The organism is Dactylosporangium sp. CS-047395 (assembly GCF_050942185.1).
GTDB lineage: Bacteria > Actinomycetota > Actinomycetes > Mycobacteriales > Micromonosporaceae > Dactylosporangium.
In genome coordinates this window covers 10,493,148-10,511,209 of the sequence record NZ_CP192015.1, presented here as the reverse complement: position 1 = coordinate 10,511,209, position 18,062 = coordinate 10,493,148, and the positions used below count along the sequence as shown (strand labels likewise).

Annotated in this window: 16 protein-coding genes; 6 read left to right on the top strand and 10 right to left on the bottom strand. The window is 71.1% G+C overall.

Annotated elements, in window-relative coordinates:
- Positions 1-63: 63 nt before the first annotated feature.
- Together ACQP00_RS49020 and ACQP00_RS49015 are read left to right on the top strand one after the other, a co-directional pair.
- Positions 64-1,335, top strand: a complete 1,272-nt coding sequence (locus ACQP00_RS49020; protein ID WP_433210833.1) for an ATP-binding protein — start codon at positions 64-66, stop codon at positions 1,333-1,335.
- On the top strand, positions 1,332-1,991 hold the full coding sequence (locus ACQP00_RS49015) for a response regulator (protein WP_433052288.1): 660 nt from the start codon (positions 1,332-1,334) through the stop codon (positions 1,989-1,991). The genes ACQP00_RS49020 and ACQP00_RS49015 overlap by 4 nt, the downstream gene beginning before the upstream one ends.
- A gap of 275 nt (positions 1,992-2,266) precedes the next feature.
- Here the strand turns inward: ACQP00_RS49015 and ACQP00_RS49010 are convergent, their stop codons facing one another.
- The gene (locus ACQP00_RS49010) at positions 2,267-2,995 is read right to left on the bottom strand and encodes a PIG-L deacetylase family protein (protein ID WP_433210831.1); all 729 of its coding nucleotides are present in this window, start codon (positions 2,993-2,995) and stop codon (positions 2,267-2,269) included.
- A gap of 16 nt (positions 2,996-3,011) precedes the next feature.
- Complete coding sequence (locus ACQP00_RS49005) at positions 3,012-3,287, bottom strand: chorismate mutase (protein ID WP_433224295.1); 276 nt, start codon at positions 3,285-3,287, stop codon at positions 3,012-3,014.
- A 319-nt stretch (positions 3,288-3,606) separates the two neighbouring features.
- Here ACQP00_RS49005 and pcrA point away from each other — a divergent pair, with 319 nt between their 5' ends.
- Positions 3,607-6,015 carry a DNA helicase PcrA gene (gene pcrA / locus ACQP00_RS49000; RefSeq protein ID WP_433210829.1) on the top strand — a complete coding sequence of 803 codons (2,409 nt, stop codon included), beginning with the start codon at positions 3,607-3,609 and terminating at the stop codon, positions 6,013-6,015.
- A gap of 95 nt (positions 6,016-6,110) precedes the next feature.
- Here the strand turns inward: pcrA and ACQP00_RS48995 are convergent, their stop codons facing one another.
- Positions 6,111-6,983, bottom strand: a complete 873-nt coding sequence (locus ACQP00_RS48995) for a bifunctional methylenetetrahydrofolate dehydrogenase/methenyltetrahydrofolate cyclohydrolase (RefSeq protein WP_433210827.1) — start codon at positions 6,981-6,983, stop codon at positions 6,111-6,113.
- Between the two features lie 31 nt (positions 6,984-7,014).
- On the opposite strand from ACQP00_RS48995, the gene ACQP00_RS48990 reads away from it, so the two are divergent.
- Positions 7,015-7,920, top strand: a complete 906-nt coding sequence (locus ACQP00_RS48990; RefSeq protein ID WP_433210825.1) for a hypothetical protein — start codon at positions 7,015-7,017, stop codon at positions 7,918-7,920.
- Positions 7,921-7,938: 18 nt separating this feature from the next.
- Here ACQP00_RS48990 and purH read toward each other — a convergent pair whose 3' ends face one another.
- Both purH and purN read right to left on the bottom strand, forming a co-directional pair.
- Positions 7,939-9,474, bottom strand: a complete 1,536-nt coding sequence (purH, locus tag ACQP00_RS48985; protein ID WP_433210823.1) for a bifunctional phosphoribosylaminoimidazolecarboxamide formyltransferase/IMP cyclohydrolase — start codon at positions 9,472-9,474, stop codon at positions 7,939-7,941.
- Positions 9,467-10,078 carry a phosphoribosylglycinamide formyltransferase gene (gene purN, locus ACQP00_RS48980; RefSeq protein ID WP_433210821.1) on the bottom strand — a complete coding sequence of 204 codons (612 nt, stop codon included), beginning with the start codon at positions 10,076-10,078 and terminating at the stop codon, positions 9,467-9,469. The genes purH and purN overlap by 8 nt, the downstream gene beginning before the upstream one ends.
- Positions 10,079-10,308: 230 nt before the next feature.
- Here purN and ACQP00_RS48975 point away from each other — a divergent pair, with 230 nt between their 5' ends.
- On the top strand, positions 10,309-10,923 hold the full coding sequence (locus ACQP00_RS48975; protein WP_433210819.1) for a DUF4190 domain-containing protein: 615 nt from the start codon (positions 10,309-10,311) through the stop codon (positions 10,921-10,923).
- Between the two features lie 35 nt (positions 10,924-10,958).
- On the opposite strand, the gene ACQP00_RS48970 is transcribed toward ACQP00_RS48975, so the two are convergent.
- The 4 genes from ACQP00_RS48970 to ACQP00_RS48955 all read right to left on the bottom strand — a co-directional run bounded on the left by ACQP00_RS48970 (position 10,959) and on the right by ACQP00_RS48955 (position 15,203).
- Positions 10,959-12,266: a cell division protein PerM gene (locus ACQP00_RS48970; protein ID WP_433210817.1), complete on the bottom strand. Its 1,308-nt coding sequence runs from the start codon at positions 12,264-12,266 to the stop codon at positions 10,959-10,961.
- A 72-nt stretch (positions 12,267-12,338) separates the two neighbouring features.
- Positions 12,339-13,226, bottom strand: a complete 888-nt coding sequence (gene sucD / locus ACQP00_RS48965) for a succinate--CoA ligase subunit alpha (protein WP_433210815.1) — start codon at positions 13,224-13,226, stop codon at positions 12,339-12,341.
- 5 nt (positions 13,227-13,231) lie between these two features.
- Positions 13,232-14,407 carry an ADP-forming succinate--CoA ligase subunit beta gene (sucC, locus tag ACQP00_RS48960; protein ID WP_433210813.1) on the bottom strand — a complete coding sequence of 392 codons (1,176 nt, stop codon included), beginning with the start codon at positions 14,405-14,407 and terminating at the stop codon, positions 13,232-13,234.
- A gap of 397 nt (positions 14,408-14,804) precedes the next feature.
- On the bottom strand, positions 14,805-15,203 hold the full coding sequence (locus ACQP00_RS48955; RefSeq protein ID WP_433210811.1) for a cobalamin B12-binding domain-containing protein: 399 nt from the start codon (positions 15,201-15,203) through the stop codon (positions 14,805-14,807).
- Between the two features lie 405 nt (positions 15,204-15,608).
- Here ACQP00_RS48955 and ACQP00_RS48950 point away from each other — a divergent pair, with 405 nt between their 5' ends.
- A complete protein-coding gene (locus ACQP00_RS48950) occupies positions 15,609-16,211 on the top strand; it encodes a M23 family metallopeptidase (protein ID WP_433210809.1) in 603 nt (200 codons plus the stop codon).
- A 279-nt stretch (positions 16,212-16,490) separates the two neighbouring features.
- Here ACQP00_RS48950 and ACQP00_RS48945 read toward each other — a convergent pair whose 3' ends face one another.
- Positions 16,491-18,053, bottom strand: coding sequence for a hypothetical protein (locus ACQP00_RS48945; protein WP_433210807.1), 1,563 nt, complete (start codon positions 18,051-18,053; stop codon positions 16,491-16,493).
- Positions 18,054-18,062: the final 9 nt, after the last annotated feature.

The window sequence follows — 18,062 nt, the reverse complement described above, 5'->3', positions numbered from 1 at the left end:
GATTCTGCGGCTCCGGGGCGCTCGGAGTGGTTTCCGGCCCGCCATCCGTGTGACGATTCTCGGGTGAGCAGCCCGTTCCCCGTCCGCCGCCTGTACCGCGAACCCGCCGACCGGGTCGTCGGAGGCGTCGCCGCGGGCATCGCCGCGCACCTGGGCGCCTCCGTGCTCCTGGTGCGCGTGGCGTTCGTGGTGCTCGCGGCGTTCAACGGGCTCGGCGCGCTGCTCTACGCCGCGTTCTGGGCCGTCCTGCCGATGCCGCCGCACGGCCGCCACGGCGGGCGCAACGTCAACCAGCTGTTCTCGTTCCTCGCGCTCGGCATCGGCATCGTGGTGCTGCGCCTGATGGTCCAGCCCGACGGCAGCGTGTCCTCGGTGATCGGCTGGCTCGCCGCGATCATCGCGCTCGGCGCCGGCATCATCTGGCACCAGGCCGACCCCAAGCGCCGCGAGCGCTGGTCCGCGACCGTGCCCGGGATGCCGTGGCTGGGCGCGGCCATGGACAGCAACCGCAAGTCGTACCTCGTGCGCTTCGTCGGCGGCGGCCTGCTCGTCGTGGCCGGGATCATCGGCGTGTTCGTGGTCGGCGTGTTCCCGCTGCGCAACGTGCCCTTCTCGTCGATCGGCTACGGCCTGGGCTTCGCCGCGGTCGCGCTGGCCGGCGTGGGGCTGGCCCTGGCGCCGCTGCTGTACCGGATGTTCACCCAGCTCAGCGCCGAGCGCGAGGCCCGCGTGCGGGAGCAGGAGCGGGCCGAGCTGGCGGCGATGATCCACGACCAGGTGCTGCACACGCTCGCCCTGATCCAGCGCAACGCCGGGGACCTCAAGGAGGTACAACGGCTGGCCAGGGGGCAGGAGCGGACGCTGCGCAACTGGCTGTACAAGCCGACCGCCTCGCCGGTGGAGAAGCTCAGCGCGGCCCTGGAGGAGGCGTCGGCCGAGGTCGAGGACACGTTCGCGGTGGCGGTGGAGACCGTGGTCGTCGGGGACGTGGACGTCGACGAGAAGGTCGGCGCGATCGTCGCGGCCGCCCGGGAGGCGCTGGTCAACGCGGCCAAGCACGCCAAGGTGCAGACGATTTCGCTGTACGCCGAGGTCGAACCCGACTGCGTCAGCGTCTTCGTGCGCGACCGGGGCGCCGGCTTCGACCTGGCCGCGGTGGACGACGACCGGCACGGGGTGCGCGGCTCGATCGTCCTGCGCATGCAGCGCCACGGCGGCAAGGCGGAGATCCGCAGTACGCCGGGGGAGGGCACCGAGGTCCGCCTCAGCATGCCCGTCGACAGCGAGGCCCGTCGCCGCAAGAGCGCGGCCCACAGCGAAAGCGGAGAGAAATGAGCACCGAAGAGACCACCCAGCGGCTGCGCGTGTTCCTGGTCGACGACCACGCGATGTTCCGCGCCGGCGTCCGCGCCGAGCTCGGCCTGCACGTCGACGTGGTGGGCGAGGCCAGCGCCGTGGCCGAGGCGGTCCAGAAGATCACCGCCCTGGAGCCCGACGTGGTCCTGCTCGACGTGCACATGCCCGACGGCGGCGGCCGCGCGGTCCTCGACGCGATGCGCCGCACCCACCCCAACGTCCGCTTCCTGGCCCTGTCGGTCTCCGACGCCGCCGAGGACGTGATCGGCCTGATCCGCGCGGGCGCCCGCGGCTACGTCACCAAGACCATCTCCCCGGACGAGCTGGCCGACGCCATCCGCCGCGTGGCCGACGGCGATGCTGTTTTTTCGCCGCGCCTGGCCGGCTTCGTGCTGGACGCCTTCGCCGCCCGCCCCGACACTCCGGTCGCCGACCCGGAGCTGGACCAGCTGACCAACCGCGAGCGCGAGGTGCTGCGGCTGCTGGCCCGGGGGTACGCGTACAAGGAGATCGCCAAGGAGCTCTTCATCTCGATCAAGACCGTCGAGACGCACGTCTCCAACGTTCTGCGGAAGCTGCAGATGTCGAACCGGTACGAGCTGTCCCGGTGGGCGGCTGACCGGCGTCTGGTCTGAGCGGTTTTGTGCCGATAAGTCGGGCGCTGGCGCGCCGCGACTTATCGGATTTATACCCCGGCGTGCGATAAATCGGACATGTCCGGTGCGGAGCGCCCGACATGTCGTTCAAGCGTGTTTTGAGCAGCTTTCGACGGGCTTTGCTTCAGGCTTTTGCTTCAGGCGGTCGCTTCAGGCGGTCGCTTCAGCGGGTCGCTCCAGCGGGTCGCTTCAGGCGGTCGCTTCAGGCGGTCGCTTCAGCGGGTCGCTCCAGCGGGTCGCTTCAGGCGGTTGCTTCAGGCGGTCGAGAAGACCGAGTAGCCCTCGGCCAGCCGGCCCTCGGGGAGGCCGCCGGCGCGCGCCACCATGGCGTGCCGCTCGCGCAGCATGTCCTCGAAGCCGTCCAGGTGCGAGGTCTGTGACGCGTGCGCCCGCAGGGCCGCCAGCTTGCGCGCGAATGTGTCGGTGATGTCGACGAAGTGGTCCGGATTGGGGCCGCCGCTGTACCAGATCTCCCGCACCGTCCACGGCTCCAGCCCGATGTCGGTGAAGGTGAACGGGTTGCGCGCGTCCGGGTACACCGCGCACGTCGTCGCCTCGCCCGCGGCCAGGTGGTCCGGGTGGCTCGGCCCGGCGATGCGGTCCCAGCGGCGCAGCGGCGAGCTGGTCAGCACGCGGTCGGGCCGGAACCGGCGGATCGCCGCCGTGATGTCCCGGCGCAGCCCGATCGTCGGCTCGAGGACGCCGTCGCGGTAGCCGTCGAGGAACTCCACCTGCTTCACGCCCACGGCGGCCGCGGCCGCGCGCTGTTCCGCCTCGCGCAGGATCGGCATCTGCTCGCGGGGCGTGTCGTCGAAGCCGCCCGCGTCGCCCTTGGTGACGAGGAGGTACCCGACCTCGAGACCGGCGTCGACCCAGGTCGCGATCGTGCCGGCGGAACCGAAGTCGACGTCGTCGGGGTGCGCGAGGACGCACAGGACGCGCTGCACGTCGGTGAGCGGCGCGGCCGAGGGAGGAAAGGTCATGTTCCTATTAGAACCCTTACAGGGGTCCGCGTCCCGCCCGCAGGATCAGCAGCGCCAGCTGGGTGCCGTCGGCCCCGAGATCCTGGGAGAAGCGCTCGAGGATCTCCCGCTCGCGGGAGAGCACGAGGCGGGTGCCACCGGCGGCGACGCGGGTCTTGCCGACCTCCTGCGAGATCGCGGCGCGTTCCTTCCACAGCGCCACGATGGCCGAGTCGATCTCGTCGATGCGGTTGCGCAGGCCGGCGATGTGCTCGTCCGGGGACGGCTGGGCGTCGGCGGGCTGCTGTTCCATGGTGATGGCGGCCATTTCTCTTCGTCCCTTGTGTACTGGGCCCGGTGCTCCGCCCCCGGGAACGCGAACGCCCCGGGCTTGGAGCCCGGGGCGTCGGTAGGTTCTGCGATCAGGCGCGACCTACGGCTGCCGGACTCCGGTAGCCGTAAAAAAAGTAGTGCGCCCGCTCGATCACGTTCCCGAGTATGGCACGCCCTTCGAGTCCGCGGGAAGGTCTTCCGCAGGTTGGGACGCCGTCGGTTTTCGGTCATTCGTTCGACTCGCCACGGGGTGCGGAGCCGGAAAAGTGTCGGTGGGTCGGCGTAGAGTCGCCCCTGCGATGCATGCTCTCTTCGAAGTACCCCAGTCCCGCCCGCCGCAGCCCGAGGCCCCGGCGGCGCAGTCAACGCCACCCAAGGCACCCAGGCGCGACCTGCTGGACGGGCTCAACGGCCCCCAGCGCGACGCGGTGACGCACGAGGGGCAGCCCCTGCTCATCGTGGCCGGCGCCGGGTCCGGCAAGACGAAGGTGCTCACCAGCCGCATCGCCTACCTGCTGGGCGAGCGGCACGTGCATCCGGGCGAGATCATCGCGATCACGTTCACCAACAAGGCCGCCGGCGAGATGAAGGAGCGGGTCGCCAAGCTGGTGGGCAACCGCGCCCGGCTGATGTGGGTGTCCACCTTCCACTCGGCCTGCGTGCGCATCCTGCGCGCCGAGCACGACCACGCCGGGCTCAAGTCGACGTTCTCGATCTACGACGCCGACGACTCGCGCCGCCTCATGCAGCTCGTCGCGCGGGAGCTCGACCTCGACCCGAAGCGCTATCCGGCCCGGGGCCTGGCCACCCAGGTGTCGAACCTCAAGAACGAGCTCGTCGACCCGGAGACGTTCGCCGGCACCGCCAAGGGCCCGGCCGAGCGGACCCTGGCCGAGGCCTACACGCTGTACCAGCAGCGGTTGACCGAGGCGCACGCGCTCGACTTCGACGATCTGATCATGAAGGTCGTCCACCTGCTGCAGAGCCACCCGGAGGTCGCCGAGAGCTACCGGCGGCGCTTCCGCCACGTGCTCGTTGACGAGTATCAGGACACCAACCACGCGCAGTACATGCTGGTGAAGGAGCTCGTCGGCAGCACCGGCGAGCTGTGCGTGGTGGGCGACGCCGACCAGTCGATCTACGCGTTCCGCGGCGCCACGATCCGCAACATCCTGGAGTTCGAGCGCGACTACCCCAACGCGCACACGATCCTGCTGGAGCAGAACTACCGCTCCACCCAGACCATCCTGTCCGCGGCCAACTCCGTGATCGGGCGCAACACCGATCGCAAGCCCAAGCGGCTGTGGAGCGACCAGGGCGAGGGCGAGCAGATCGTCGGCTACGTGGCCGACACCGAGCACGCCGAGGCCGACTGGGTCGCCCGCGAGATCGACCGGCTCTCCGACCGCGAGGGCGTGCGCCCGGCCGACGTGGCCGTGTTCTACCGGACCAACGCGCAGTCCCGCGTGTTCGAGGAGATGTTCATCCGCTTCGGCCTGCCGTACAAGGTCGTCGGCGGGGTGCGCTTCTACGAGCGCAAGGAGGTCCGCGACGCGCTGGCCTACCTGCGCGCGGTGGTCAACGAGGACGACACGGTCAGCGTCCGCCGGGTGCTCAACACCCCGCGCCGCGGCATCGGCGACCGGGCCGAGGCCTGCATCGAGGCGCTCGCGAGCCGTGACCGGATCTCGTTCGGCGCGGCCCTGCGCCGGGCGAGCGAGGCGCCGGGCATCTCGACCCGCGCGGTCAACGCGATCGGCGACTTCGTGGCCCTGCTCGATGAGCTGCGCACGATGGCCGAGACCGCGCTGCCCGAGGAGGTGCTGGAGGCCGCGCTGGAGCGCTCCGGCTACCTCGCCGAGATCGAGGAGAGCACCGACCCGCAGGAGGCCGGCCGCGTCGAGAACCTGCAGGAGCTGGTGAGCGTGGCCCGGGAGTACACCGAGCGCGCCGAGGCCACCGTGGTCGTCGCCGCCGAGCAGGGCGACGCGACCGCCGCGCCGGCGCCGAGCGTCGCCGGGTTCCTGGAGCAGGTCTCGCTGGTCGCCGACGCGGACCAGATCCCGTCCGACGACCCCGACCACACCGGCGTCGTGACGCTCATGACCCTGCACACCGCCAAGGGCCTCGAGTTCCCGGTCGTGTTCCTCACCGGCCTGGAGGACAGCGTCTTCCCGCACCAGCGCGCGATGAGCGACCGCAAGGAGCTGGAGGAGGAGCGCCGCCTGGCCTACGTGGGCATCACCCGGGCCCGGCAGCGGCTCTACATCTCCCGCGCGGTGACCCGCTCGGCGTGGGGCGCGCCCTCCTACAACCCGCCGTCGCGCTTCCTGGAGGAGCTGCCGCCGGAGCTGGTGCGGTGGGAGCGGACCGAGGCGTCGTACACGAGCTGGTCGGGCCGCGCCGGCGTCGGCGGCCGCTCCTCGGGCGCGACCCAGTCCCGCACCTCGTCCTTCGTCGGCAACACCCCGAAAGCGGCCCAGCTGGCGGCCAAGCTCGGCCTGGACGCCTCGAAGCTGTCGACGGCGAGCGAGCTGCAGCGCGACGTGCCCTCACTCGCCGTCGGGGACCGGGTCAACCACCAGCGCTACGGCCTCGGCCGCGTGCTGGCGGTCGAGGGCGCCGGCCCGCGCGCCCAGGCCCAGATCGACTTCGGCGACCAGGTGATGTGGATCGTCCTGCGGCACGCTTCGCTCGACAAGATCTGACGCCCGGCCCCGCGCCGGCGTCGACTGGCGCGGGGCAGTCCAGGCTGCGATATGTCGGGCGCTGCTGGCCAAGCCGCCGCGCCGTGGCGATGGGATCAGGCGGTCTGCTTGCGTTCGGCCAGGTCGACGACGTTGGCCAGGAGCATGGCGCGGGTCATCGGGCCGACGCCGCCGGGCATCGGGGCCAGGAAGCCAGCCACCTCGGCCACGTCGGGCGCCACGTCGCCGACGAGGCGCGCCTTGCCGGTGGTCTCGTCCACCACACGGGTCACGCCCACGTCGAGGACGGCGGCGCCCGGCTTGACCATGTCCGCGGTGAGCAGTCCGGCCGAGCCGGCGGCCACGATCACGATGTCGGCGTTGCGGGTGTGGGCGGCCAGGTCGCGGGTGCCGGTGTGGCACAGCGTCACCGTGGCGTTCTCCGTCTTGCGGGTGAATATCAGGCCCAGCGGTCGCCCCGCCGTGGTGCCGCGGCCGATCGCGGTGACCTCGGCCCCGTTGATCGGCACGTCGTAGCGGCGAAGGAGCTGCACGATGCCGTGCGGGGTGCAGGGGAGCGGGCCCGGGATGTTCAGGACGAGCCGGCCGAGGTTTGTGGGGTGCAGGCCGTCGGCGTCCTTGTCGGGGTCGATGAGCTCCAGGATGCGCTGCTCGTCGAGGCCGGCGGGGAGGGGGAGCTGCACGATGTACCCCGTGCAGGCCGGGTCGGCGTTGAGCTCCGCGACCACGGCCTCCACCTCGGCCTGGGTGGCCGTCGCGGGCAGGTCGCGGCGGATCGAGGCGATGCCGACCTCGGCGCAGTCGCGGTGCTTGCCGGCCACGTACGCGTGCGAGCCCGGATCGTCGCCGACCAGCACCGTGCCCAGGCCGGGGGTGATGCCCCGGGCCGTCAGGGCCGCCACCCGGGCGCGCAGCTCGTCCTTTATGGCGGTGGCCGTCGCCTTACCGTCGAGAATCGTTGCCGTCACGGAACCCGATCCTGCCATTAGAGTGCAGGGCGTGCTGCTCCGGCGCGGCCTTGTCGCCCTCCTCACCCTGTCCGTCCTGGCGGGCTGCGGCGACGACGCGACACCGCGGCCGTTCGCCCCGTCGGCGGCGGCGAGTCAGGGTCGCCAGGTCGACGGCGGCGCGGCCGGGCTGCAGGACAAGAGCGCACCGGCCGCCCAGGCCCAGGGTGCGAAGGACAAGACGACGGCGTTCGTCCAGAAGCAGTCCGGGACGTTCGGGATCATCGTGCGGGACCGGCAGACCGGGCAGACCTGGAGCGCCGGGGACACCAAGGCGACGACTTGGACCGCGTCGACGATCAAGCTAGCGATCGCCACCGATCTGCTCGAACGGCAGCAGGCCAAGGAGATCACGCTCGGCTCGGCGGACAAGGCCAACCTCGACAAGGCGCTGATCAACTCCGACAACGACGCCGCCACGGCGCTGTGGAACAAGTACGACGGGCCGGGCATGCTCGATCGGTTCAAGTCGGCCTATGGGATGGGCGGGCTCAAGGTCATCAGCGGGTACGAAACCTTCTGGCGCAATTTGGAGTGCAGCGCCGAGGACCTGCAGAACCTCATGAGCTATGTGCTGGAGAAGCTGGACCCGGCGGGCCGGACCTATCTGGTGACCACGCTGCGCAAGGTGGCGAGCAACCAGCGCTGGGGCGTCTGGGCGGCCGGGTCGGCGCTGAAGCCGGGGAACAAGGACGGCTGGGCCGAGAAGCCGGTCGACGGCAAGAACGTCTGGGTCACGCACACGGTCGGCTTCGCGGGCGACGGCGAGCGGTACGTCGTGGCCGCCATGTACGAGCAGAAGCCCGGCGGCACCCTGGAGAAGGGCGCGCACGCGGTGAGCGACGCGGTGGCCACGTACTTCGGGGCCAAGGTGCCGGCCCCCGTCACGCTGCCGTAAGCGGGGGCCGGCGCAACCTCAGTGGAAGAAGTGCCGGGTGCCGGTGAAGTACATGGTCACGCCGGCCGCCTCGGCCGCCGCGATGACCTGGTCGTCGCGGATCGAGCCGCCGGGCTGCACGATCGCCTTGACGCCCGCCGCGATCAGCGCCTCGGGGCCGTCCGGGAACGGGAAGAACGCGTCGGAGGCGCAGACCGAGCCGGTGACCCGCTCCTCGCCGGCCCGGCTGATCGCCAGGCGCACCGAGTCGACCCGGTTGACCTGGCCCATGCCGACGCCCACCGTCGCCCCGTCGGAGGCGAGCAGGATCGCGTTGGACTTCACCGACCGCACGGCCCGCCACGCGAAGACCAGGTCGCGCCGGGTCTCCTCGTCGGCGGCGGTGCCGGTGACGAGCCTCCAGTTCTCGAAAGCGTCACCATCCGCGTCGATTCGATCCGCCGCTTGTACCAGTACGCCTCCGGAAATCTGCCGCCGCTCGACCGGATCCGGGGTCCAGGCCGGTGCGCGCAGGATCCGCAGATTGCGCTTGGCGGTGAGCAGCTCGAGCGCGTCCGGCTCGTACGCCGGGGCCACCACGACCTCGGTGAAGATCTCGCTGATCTGCTTGGCCAGGTCCGTGGTGACCGGGGCGTTGACCGCGATCACGCCGCCGTACGCGCTGACCGGGTCGCAGGCGTGCGCCTTGCGGTGCGCCTCGGCGACGTCCGCGCCGATCGCGATGCCGCACGGGTTGGCGTGCTTGATGACCGCGACGCAGGGCTCGGCGAAGTCGTGGGCGGCGCGCCAGGCGGCGTCGGCGTCGACGTAGTTGTTGTACGACATCTCCTTGCCGCCGAGCTGCTCGGCCTGGGCCAGGCCGGGTGCGGCGGCCGGGTCGGCGTAGAGCGCGGCGGGCTGGTGCGGGTTCTCGCCGTAGCGCAGGGTCGCCGAGTGGCGCAGCGCCGTGCCCGCGAACCGCTGGTCGTCGCGGGCGAACCAGGCCGCCACCGCCACGTCGTACTCCGCGATGTGCGCGAAGGCCTGCCCGGCCAGGGCGCGCCGCTCGTCGAGGGTGAAGCCGCCGTCGGTGACTGCTTGCAGTACCGAATCGTAGGAAGCCGGCGACGTGACGACGGCGACGCTGGGGAAGTTCTTGGCCGCGGCCCGCACCATGGCCGGCCCGCCGATGTCGATCTGCTCGACGCACTCGTCGTCGGAGGCGCCCGACGCGACCGTGTCGGTGAACGGGTAGAGGTTGGACACGAGCAGCTCGAACGGCTCGATCCCGAGCTCCGCGAGCTGGGCCGCGTGGGCCTCCAGGCGCAGGTCGGCCAGCAGCCCGGCGTGCACCTTCGGGTGCAGCGTCTTGACCCGCCCGTCCAGCGTCTCCGGGAAGCCGGTGAGCTGCTCGACCCGGGTGACCGGCAGGCCGAGGGCCTCGATGCGCCCGGCGGTGGAACCGGTCGAGACCAGCTCGACGCCGGCGCCGGCCAGGGCGCGCGCGAGCTCCTCGAGACCGGTCTTGTCGTAGACGCTGATGAGCGCGCGCCTGATGGGACGGCGGTTAGCCACGGCCCAGCCTGACCTTTCGTTCGTTGACGGTCCAGCCGTCGCGCACCATCCGCCCGACCGTGTCGACCAGCTGGCGGCGCTCGGCCACTTTGATCCGCTCCAGCAGCGTGTCCTCGGTGTCGTCGTCCAGGACGGGCACCGCGACCTGCGCGATGATGGCCCCGGTGTCGACGCCGCTGTCGACGAAGTGCAGCGTGGCGCCGGCGAGCTTCACGCCGTAGGCGAGCGCGTCGCGGGGCCCGTGCGTGCCGGGGAACGCCGGGAGCAGGGCGTTGTGGGTGTTCACATAGCGTCCCTCGTACTCCCCGAGGAACCGCGGCCCGACCAGCTTCATGAAGCCGGCGGAGACGATCAGGTCCGGCTTGAACCGGGAGCACTCGGCCAGCAGCGCCGCGTCCCAGCCGTCCCGGGTCGGAAAGTCGGCGACCCGCGCGACGAACGTGGGCACGCCGCTACGCTCCGCACGCGCAAGACCCTCGATGCCGGGGCGGTCCGCGCCGACCCCGACCACCTCGGCGCCGTAGGCCGGGTCGGCGGCCGCGTCGAGCAGGGCCTGCAGGTTGGACCCGGAACCGGACACGAGCACGACAAGCCGAGATGTCACCACGAAACTCTATCGGCCAGGTCGCCCCTGCTCAGCGGCGGGTCGGACGGCAATTCGGATGATTCTGGACAATTGCCAGGCTTCTGTGGTCCAGTTATCGATACTCCACCCGTTTAGCGCTGCGCAGAGTTGATCGGGGCAAGTAGGCTGCCGGGGTTCCGTATCCCCTCGGGACTACCCTGGTGCAACCACCACGAAGCGATAGTCCCCAGTTTTAGGAGCCATCAGTCATGGGCTACCCACCACCGGGCCAGGATCCGTACGGGCAGCAGCCCAACCAGGATCCATACGGTCAGCAGCCGCAGTACGGCGGCCAGCAGCCCCAGTACGGCCAGCCCCAGCAGCAGCCCGGGTACCAGGACCCCTACGCGCAGCCGCAGCAGCCCGCGTACCAGGACCCGTACGCGCAGCCGCAGCAGCCGGCGTACCAGGACCCGTACGCGCAGCAGCCGCCGGTCTCCGGCACGCCGTACCCGACCTCGGGCGGGGCCTACCCCACCTCGGGTGGCGCCTACCCGACCTCGGGCGGGGCCTACCCGCAGGGCGGCTACCAGCAGGGCTACGGCGCGCCCGCGCAGCCGCAGAACACGCTGGGCCTGGTCGGCATGATCCTGGGCATCGCGGCCATCCCGCTGCTGTGCTGCTTCAACATCGGCCTGCCGCTGGGTATCGCCGCGGTGATCGTCAGCTACCTCGGCATGAACAAGGTCAAGCAGGGCCTCGCGAACAACCGCAGCCAGGCGCTGACCGGTCTCATCTGCGGTGGCGTGGCCGTCGGCCTCTGGGTGATCCTGCTCATCCTGTCGCTGACGCTCAACCTGACCACCTCGTACGGCGGGATCTGATCCCTCCCGGTTCGTCGTGAAAGGCGCGCGAGTGTTTACTCGCGCGCCTTTTTCGCGCGCAGGGCGAGTTTGGTCGCGGCGGTCGACAGCAGCGTGCCGATCGCGATCATGAACATGGCGACGAAGCCGACGGCGCCCGCGTGCGGCCCGATGTCGGCCAGCCCGTCCGCGCCGAGCGATCCGCCGGCCGCGGCGCTCACCAGGGCCAGCAGCACGCCCGCCACCGGCCCGGCCAGGGCCGCCGCCCCGAGCAGCGGGAACCACGAGCGCTCGGGATCGCTGCGCAGCGACCGCCGGGCCAGCAGCCAGCCCGCGATCAGGGCCGCGAGCAGGGGCAGGCCGAGCAGCAGCGGCGCGTACCCGGTGGCCGGCGTCGAGGGAAGACCGGCCAGCAGCGGTACCGCGGGCAGGTTCCCCACGCTCACGTGCGCCGCACTGATGAAGGTCTCCGAGCCGATCGTGAACCCCGGCCCGACCAGGTAGCTGGCGGCCCACACGGTCACGTCCGGGGCGAAGAACCCGCACACGATCACCAGCCCGATCTGCCCGGCGATGCCCGTGTGATAGTCGTCGATGATCTGGCTCGCGTCGCCGCCGCTGACCGCGACCGCCATGCCCGTCGTGGCGGCGCCGGCCCCGAGCACGAGCAGGGCGGCGACGAGCCCGGTGCGCACGGCGTCGCGCAGCACCCGCGGCGTGTGGGCGGCCAGCCGGGCGATGCCGCGGGCCTCCGCGAACGCCCCCAGCGAGCCCGCGACCAGGCCGAAGCCGCCGAACGTGAGCGCCGCGCGGACCGTGGACACGTCGACGCCCTTGTGGGTGGCGAGCGCGGCGGCGAGGGTGCCGAGGCCGCTGTACACGATGCCGATCGCGAGACCGGCGCGCGCGGCCGGCCACGGGGACCACGGCAGGCGTTTGTGATGCGCGCGGGCGCCGATCGCGCGGGCCGTGTGCACCCCGGCGCGGTAGACCCGCCACGCGGCGACGGCGGTGAGCCCCAGGGGCGCCAGGCTGATCGGGCCGATTCCGGTCTGCAGCGGTACCCAGTGCGCGAGCACCCACCCCGCCAGACCGAGCCGCAGCGTCTCCCCGAGTGAGGTGCCGGAGCTGTCGGAGGCGAACACGCCCCAGACGAGGAGCAGGGTCGGTACCAGGGAAACCAGCGCGGCCCAGAGGGAGTTGACCACCGCGGCGAGGGCGAGGGGGGCACGGCGAGCCGGGCGCTTGGCGGGGCTCTTCCCACGCACCGCGCGCCGCTGGATCGGCAGCTTGACGGTCTCGCGGTCGGCGAGCCGGGTCTGCGCCCCCTCTTCCGGGTCCTCGGGGGTAGGGGTGGTCGGCATCGCCTTTTACTCTGCCAAAGACCGGACGGCCGGTCACTAACCCCGGCCGTCCGGACCTGCGCGGTCTTTTGTTTAGAGGGCGGTGACGATGTCCCGCATGAGGTTGGCCGTCTCGGTCGGGGTCTTGCCGACCGCGACGCCGGCCGCCTCGAGCGCGAGCTTCTTGGCGTCCGCGGTGCCCGCCGAGCCCGAGATGATCGCGCCGGCGTGGCCCATGGTCTTGCCGGGCGGGGCGGTGAAGCCCGCGATGTAGCCGACGACCGGCTTGCGCACGTTGGACTTGATGAAGTCCGCGGCCCGCTCCTCGGCGTCGCCGCCGATCTCGCCGATCATGACGATCGCCGCGGTCTCCGGGTCGGCCTCGAACGCCGCGAGGGCGTCGATGTGCGTGGTGCCGATGACCGGGTCGCCGCCGATGCCGATGGCGGTCGAGAAGCCGATGTCCCGAAGTTCATACATCATCTGGTACGTCAAGGTGCCCGACTTGCTCACCAGGCCGATCTTGCCGGGGCCGGAGATGTCGGCCGGGATGATGCCGGCGTTGGACTTGCCGGGGCTCGCGATGCCGGGGCAGTTCGGGCCGATGATCCGCGTCGCGTTGCCGGTGGCCTGGGCGTGCGCCCAGAAGTACGCGGTGTCGTGCACCGGCACGCCCTCGGTGATGACCACGGCGAGCGGGATCCGCGCGTCGATCGCCTCGATCGCGGCCGCCTTGGTGAAGGCCGGCGGGACGAAGATGACGCTGGTGTCGGCGCCCGTCTGCTCCATCGCCTCCTTGACGTTGGCGAACACCGGCAGCTTGGTGCCGTCGAAGTCGACCTGCTGGCCCGCCTTGCGCGGGTTCACGCCGCCGACGATGTCAGTGCCCGCGGCGAGCATGCGCCGGGTGTGCTTGGAGCCCTCGGCGCCGGTCATGCCCTGGACGATGACCTTGCTGGACTCGGTCAGCCATACCGCCATGGTCGTTACACCCCACTCGCTGCGAGCTCGGCGGCCCGGCGGGCCGCGCCGTCCATCGTGTCCACCCGCTCGATCAGCGGGTTGGCGGCCTCGTCGAGGATGCGGCGACCCTCTTCGGCGTTGTTGCCGTCGAGGCGGACCACGAGCGGCTTGGTGACGGCCTCGCCGCGGTCCTTGAGCAGCTGCAGCGCCTGCACGATGCCGTTGGCGACCGCGTCGCAGGCGGTGATGCCGCCGAAGACGTTGACGAAGACGCTCTTGACGTCGGGGTCGCCCAGCACGATCTCCAGGCCGTTGGCCATGACCTGGGCGCTGGCGCCACCGCCGATGTCGAGGAAGTTGGCCGGCTTGCTGCCGAGCCCCTCGCCCGCGTAGGCGACGACGTCGAGGGTCGACATGACCAGGCCCGCGCCGTTGCCGATGATGCCGACGTTGCCGTCGAGCTTCACGTAGTTGAGGTTCTTCTCCTTGGCCGCCTGCTCCAGCGGGTCGGCCGCCGCCTTGTCCTCCAGCTCCTCGTGCTCGGGCTGGCGGAAGTCGGCGTTGGCGTCCAGCGTGACCTTGGCGTCCAGGCACAGCACGGTTCCGTCGGTCGTCTTGGCCAGCGGGTTCACCTCGACCAGGGTGGCGTCCTCGGCGACGAACGCCTGCCACAGCTTGACCGCGATGGCGACGACCTGGTCGGCCACCTCGGCCGGGAACTTGGCCTGCTCGACGATCTGCCGCGCGAGCGCCTCGTCGACGCCCTTGGCCGCATCGATGGCGACCTTGGCCACCTTCTCGGGCGCGTCGTGCGCGACGGTCTCGATCTCCATGCCGCCGGCGACGCTGGCGATGCACAGGAACGTGCGGTTCGCCCGGTCGAGCAGGTACGAGAAGTAGTACTCCTCGGCGATGTCGGCCGTCGTGGTGACCATCACCTTGTGGACCGTGTGGCCCTTGATGTCCATGCCGAGGATGTTGGTCGCGTGCGCGGTGGCCTCGTCGGCGCCCTCCGCGAGCTTCACGCCACCGGCCTTGCCGCGGCCGCCGACCTTCACCTGGGCTTTGATGACGACCCGGCCGCCGAGTTCTTCGGCGATCGCCCGGGCCTCGTCAGGGGTCTCGGCGACACCGCCGCCCAGCACGGGAAGCCCGTGCTTGGCGAAGAGGGCGCGCCCCTGGTACTCGTACAGGTCCACAGTTGGTCCCGTTCCGTCAACCGTGCCGCCTGCCCCATCGCGAGGACGGCTCAACGCTTCGCAGCCTAACCAGGCCGTCACCCTCCAGCACCGCGCGGGTCTTTGATGTGCCCCATTCCACTTTCACTTCCGGGGGACAAGCACCTCCGCGCGTAACCACCGCCGGGACGCGTCGTTGAGAGCAGTGTCGGCCCGCCCACGGGGAAAACCCGAAGGCGAGGCCGGCACCAAAACGGCCGATGCCCTGTCGGTCGAGGGGTGGCGGCGGGGCATCGTGCGATAGAGGGGCCGGACGTGTGAGGGGTGCGTCCGGCCCCTCGCCCTTTTCTTTTTTGACGAAGCCCAGGCTCGTCGCCGCAGGCATTGGCGTCCGTTGGTGCTTTCGGTGCTTTTTGGGTCAGGCGGCGGCCAGGTTCTTCTGCGCCCATTCGACGATCGACTGCGTCGTGGCGCCCGGCGTGAAGATGGCGGCGACCCCGAGCCGCTCCAGCTCGGGCAGGTCCTCGTCGGGAATGATGCCGCCCCCGAACACGGTGACGTCGGCGGCGCCCCGCTCGGCCAGCAGCTCGATCACCCGGCGGAACAGGGTCATGTGCGCACCCGACAGGACGGACAGCCCGACCGCGTCGGCGTCCTCCTGGATGGCGGTCTCCACGATCTGCTCAGGCGTCTGATGCAGCCCGGTGTAGATGACCTCCATACCGGCATCCCGCAGCGCACGAGCGACGATCTTGACGCCTCGGTCATGTCCGTCGAGGCCAGGCTTGGCGATGACGACGCGGGTCCGCGCGCTCATCCTCACGGTCCTTCCCGGCCGTTCGTGGCGGCCACTGGGGGGAGCTCCTGCCAGTCGCGGGAGCCCTCAGCCCGAAGGTACCGCACCTCGGCCGCCGACCCGCGGTTCGTGCCCCACGTGTGGTTTCGCGGTGTTCTCGCCGCCAACGACCGCGTGGGAATGCGGTTACGCACAACCATTCCGACGGGCAAAATCCCGGCGCGGCGCGCGGAATGGCTTGTGCGGACGATTCGGGCATGACTACCGTAGCGTTCGGTTTCGCCCATTCTCGATCCATATTCACAATTCGTCGAATTGATTTCGGCCCCGGACCCGGAGGTTCCCGCGTTGCCTTCAGCAACCGAGCGCGCGAACTACCGCGGCCGCCGACGCCTGGAAAGCCCCAGAAGCCGTTTCCTGGCCGTGGTGACGACGGCCCTGGTCGCCTCGGGCGTCGTGGCGCTGGGCACCGCGACCACCCTGGAGTCCCACACCGACGGCCTGACCATGGAGTCCGCGGGCAGCTACGACGACATCACCACCCGCTCCGGCGACCGGGCAAGCCGAGCCGACCTGCACGGCACCACCGTCTCGACGGCCAACCAGCCCGCCCCGGACGTCTGGATGCTCCCCCTGCACAAATACACCCTGACGTCGTTCTACGGCGAACGCTGGGGCCGCCTGCACCCGGGCGTCGACCTGGGCGCCGCACAGGGCACTCCCTTCACCGCCGCAGCAGCGGGCCGAGTGATCCTGTGCCGCTGGAACGCCGGCTACGGCAACAACGTCATGATCGACCACGGCGACGGCATCGTGACCGTGTACGGCCACGCCTCCAAGCTCCTCTGCAAGGAAGGCCAACAGGTCAAGGCCGGCGACCGCCTGGCCCTGGTCGGCAACACCGGCCACTCGTTCGGCTCGCACCTGCACTTCGAGGTCCGCGAGAACGACCGCCCGGTCGAACCGCTGTCCTTCATGCGCAAACACGGCGTAGACATCCAAAAACACACCGAAGCGATCTACTCATAGCCCCCCGCAGGTAGAGCTTTTCCCGCTCTCTGCAAGGTTTTCTCTGCGAGGCCTTCTCTACGGGTCTTCTCAGCGAGGTCTTTGGGAGGTTTTCTCTGCAAGGTCTCTCGTACGGCGTCTCCATGCTGCGCCCTCTACACGTCTCACCAAGCAGGCCCAACGCCCGGTCTTTCGAACCATCTCCATTTCGCTTCGTCTCAGTGGTGCGCGCTCTTCCCTAACCTCTCCCCCCCGGCCCCCCCCGGCCCCCCGGCCCCCGGCCCCGCCCGGCCCACCGCCTCACACAGCGCTCAAATACATCTCCACCGCCTTCTCCTCCCGAGTCCCCACCACCGCACGCCCATTCGCCGCCGCAACCATCGCCTCCGGACAGCGGGTATTGCACGCGATCGCCCGCTCCTCAGTGGTAGAGCCGTCATTGGTCGAGGCCGTCAGCAGCCGCAGCGCCCCAGCCGTGTTCCGCCACAGGACATACACGCGCCCGTCCGCCGTCGTCGAGGCCATCGGCTGATAGCCGCTCAGACCGGCCAGCGTCACATTCCACTGCACCTTGCCGGTCTGCGCCTCGACGGACGCGAGCCGCGCCTGAGCGGACCCGGGATCGGCGTACACGACGCTCGCGCCGACCGCCAGCGGCAGCGTGCCCGGAGCGTCATGGTGGGCCCCCACCGAGCCGTTCTCGGCGTCCATGTACGTCGCCCGCTGCGGAGCCGTGCCCGTCAGGGTGACGAAGCCGGTGCCGACGGGCAGGATCTTGAGCTCGGCGGTGCCCCGCTGGATGGCGTGCCACGACCACCGCTCGCCGCCCGTCTCGGTGGCGAGCCCGACGGCGACGTCGTCGACGCCCTGGGCCCGGCAGCGCAGGGCCACGGCCACGGTCTGCGGCGAGCCCGCCACGTCGGTCACGTCGCAGGCGGCGCCGCCCCGGGCCGGGGTCCAGCGCCAGCGCTGGGTGCCGTCGTGGGCGTCGATGCCGAGCAGGTCGCCGGCCCCACCGCCGGTTCCCGACAGGACGGCCGTGCGACCGGCGGCGTGGACCGTCGCGATCCTGCCCGACTGGTACCGCTTGGAGAACCGCTCCGCCCCCGTCGCCGCGTCCAGGGCGGTGACGAGCACGCCGTCGTCGGTACCGAAGGCGATCACGACCTGGCCGTCCACCAGCCCGGCGGCCTGACTGGGCAGATCGGAGCGCAGGTACTGCCACGCCGGTGTCCCGCTGCCGAGCCACAGCGCGCGGATGCCGTCGACGCCGCGAATGATGGCGAGGTCCTTGTGTACGCCGACAAGCTGTACACCGGAAAGGCTGAGCGGCCAGGTCTGCGTCTGTGGTGCCGGAGCCGACCCGGCGGTCGTGGCGTCCACGAACCGTCCCTCGCGCGCCCAGGAGATCGCGTAGCCGCCGACCAGGGACAGGACCACGGCGACGGCGCCGACCGGGGCCCAGCGCCGCCAGCTCGCGCTCGGCAGGAGGCCCACGCCGGTCACGACCAGCACCAGCCAGCCCAGGACCAGGGCGGCGGCGCCCACCACCGTGACGGGGCCGCCGAGGCCGATTCCCGCGCTCGGCTCGACCAGGCGGGCGAGGGCCACCGCGATCACCGTCGCGGCCGCGGCGGCCACCCCGGCGACGATCGAGATCAGGCGGGATCGGCGGGGCTCGGTTCGCCCGTACAGGATGCAGAGCCCGGTGAGGATGGGCCCCAGGAACCCGATGCCGGCCACGGTGACCAGGTCGGGATGCCTGCTGCCGGCCATCGTCCACGGCAGGGCGAGGCCGGCGACGGTGGCGATGACGCCGAGGCCGAGGATGACGACGCCTGCTGCGCGTGCGATGAGGTTCACGAGGACAGG

What these genes read in the sequence shown, in the direction of transcription:
- ACQP00_RS49015 (WP_433052288.1), top strand. Translation starts at nt 1,332, where the DNA reads ATGAGCACCGAAGAGACCACCCAGCGGCTGCGCGTGTTCCTGGTCGAC.
- ACQP00_RS49010 (WP_433210831.1), bottom strand. Translation starts at nt 2,995, where the DNA reads ATGACCTTTCCTCCCTCGGCCGCGCCGCTCACCGACGTGCAGCGCGTC.
- ACQP00_RS49005 (WP_433224295.1), bottom strand. Translation starts at nt 3,287, where the DNA reads ATGGAACAGCAGCCCGCCGACGCCCAGCCGTCCCCGGACGAGCACATC.
- pcrA (WP_433210829.1), top strand. Translation starts at nt 3,607, where the DNA reads ATGCATGCTCTCTTCGAAGTACCCCAGTCCCGCCCGCCGCAGCCCGAG.
- ACQP00_RS48975 (WP_433210819.1), top strand. Translation starts at nt 10,309, where the DNA reads ATGGGCTACCCACCACCGGGCCAGGATCCGTACGGGCAGCAGCCCAAC.
- ACQP00_RS48970 (WP_433210817.1), bottom strand. Translation starts at nt 12,266, where the DNA reads ATGCCGACCACCCCTACCCCCGAGGACCCGGAAGAGGGGGCGCAGACC.
- sucD (WP_433210815.1), bottom strand. Translation starts at nt 13,226, where the DNA reads ATGGCGGTATGGCTGACCGAGTCCAGCAAGGTCATCGTCCAGGGCATG.
- ACQP00_RS48955 (WP_433210811.1), bottom strand. Translation starts at nt 15,203, where the DNA reads ATGAGCGCGCGGACCCGCGTCGTCATCGCCAAGCCTGGCCTCGACGGA.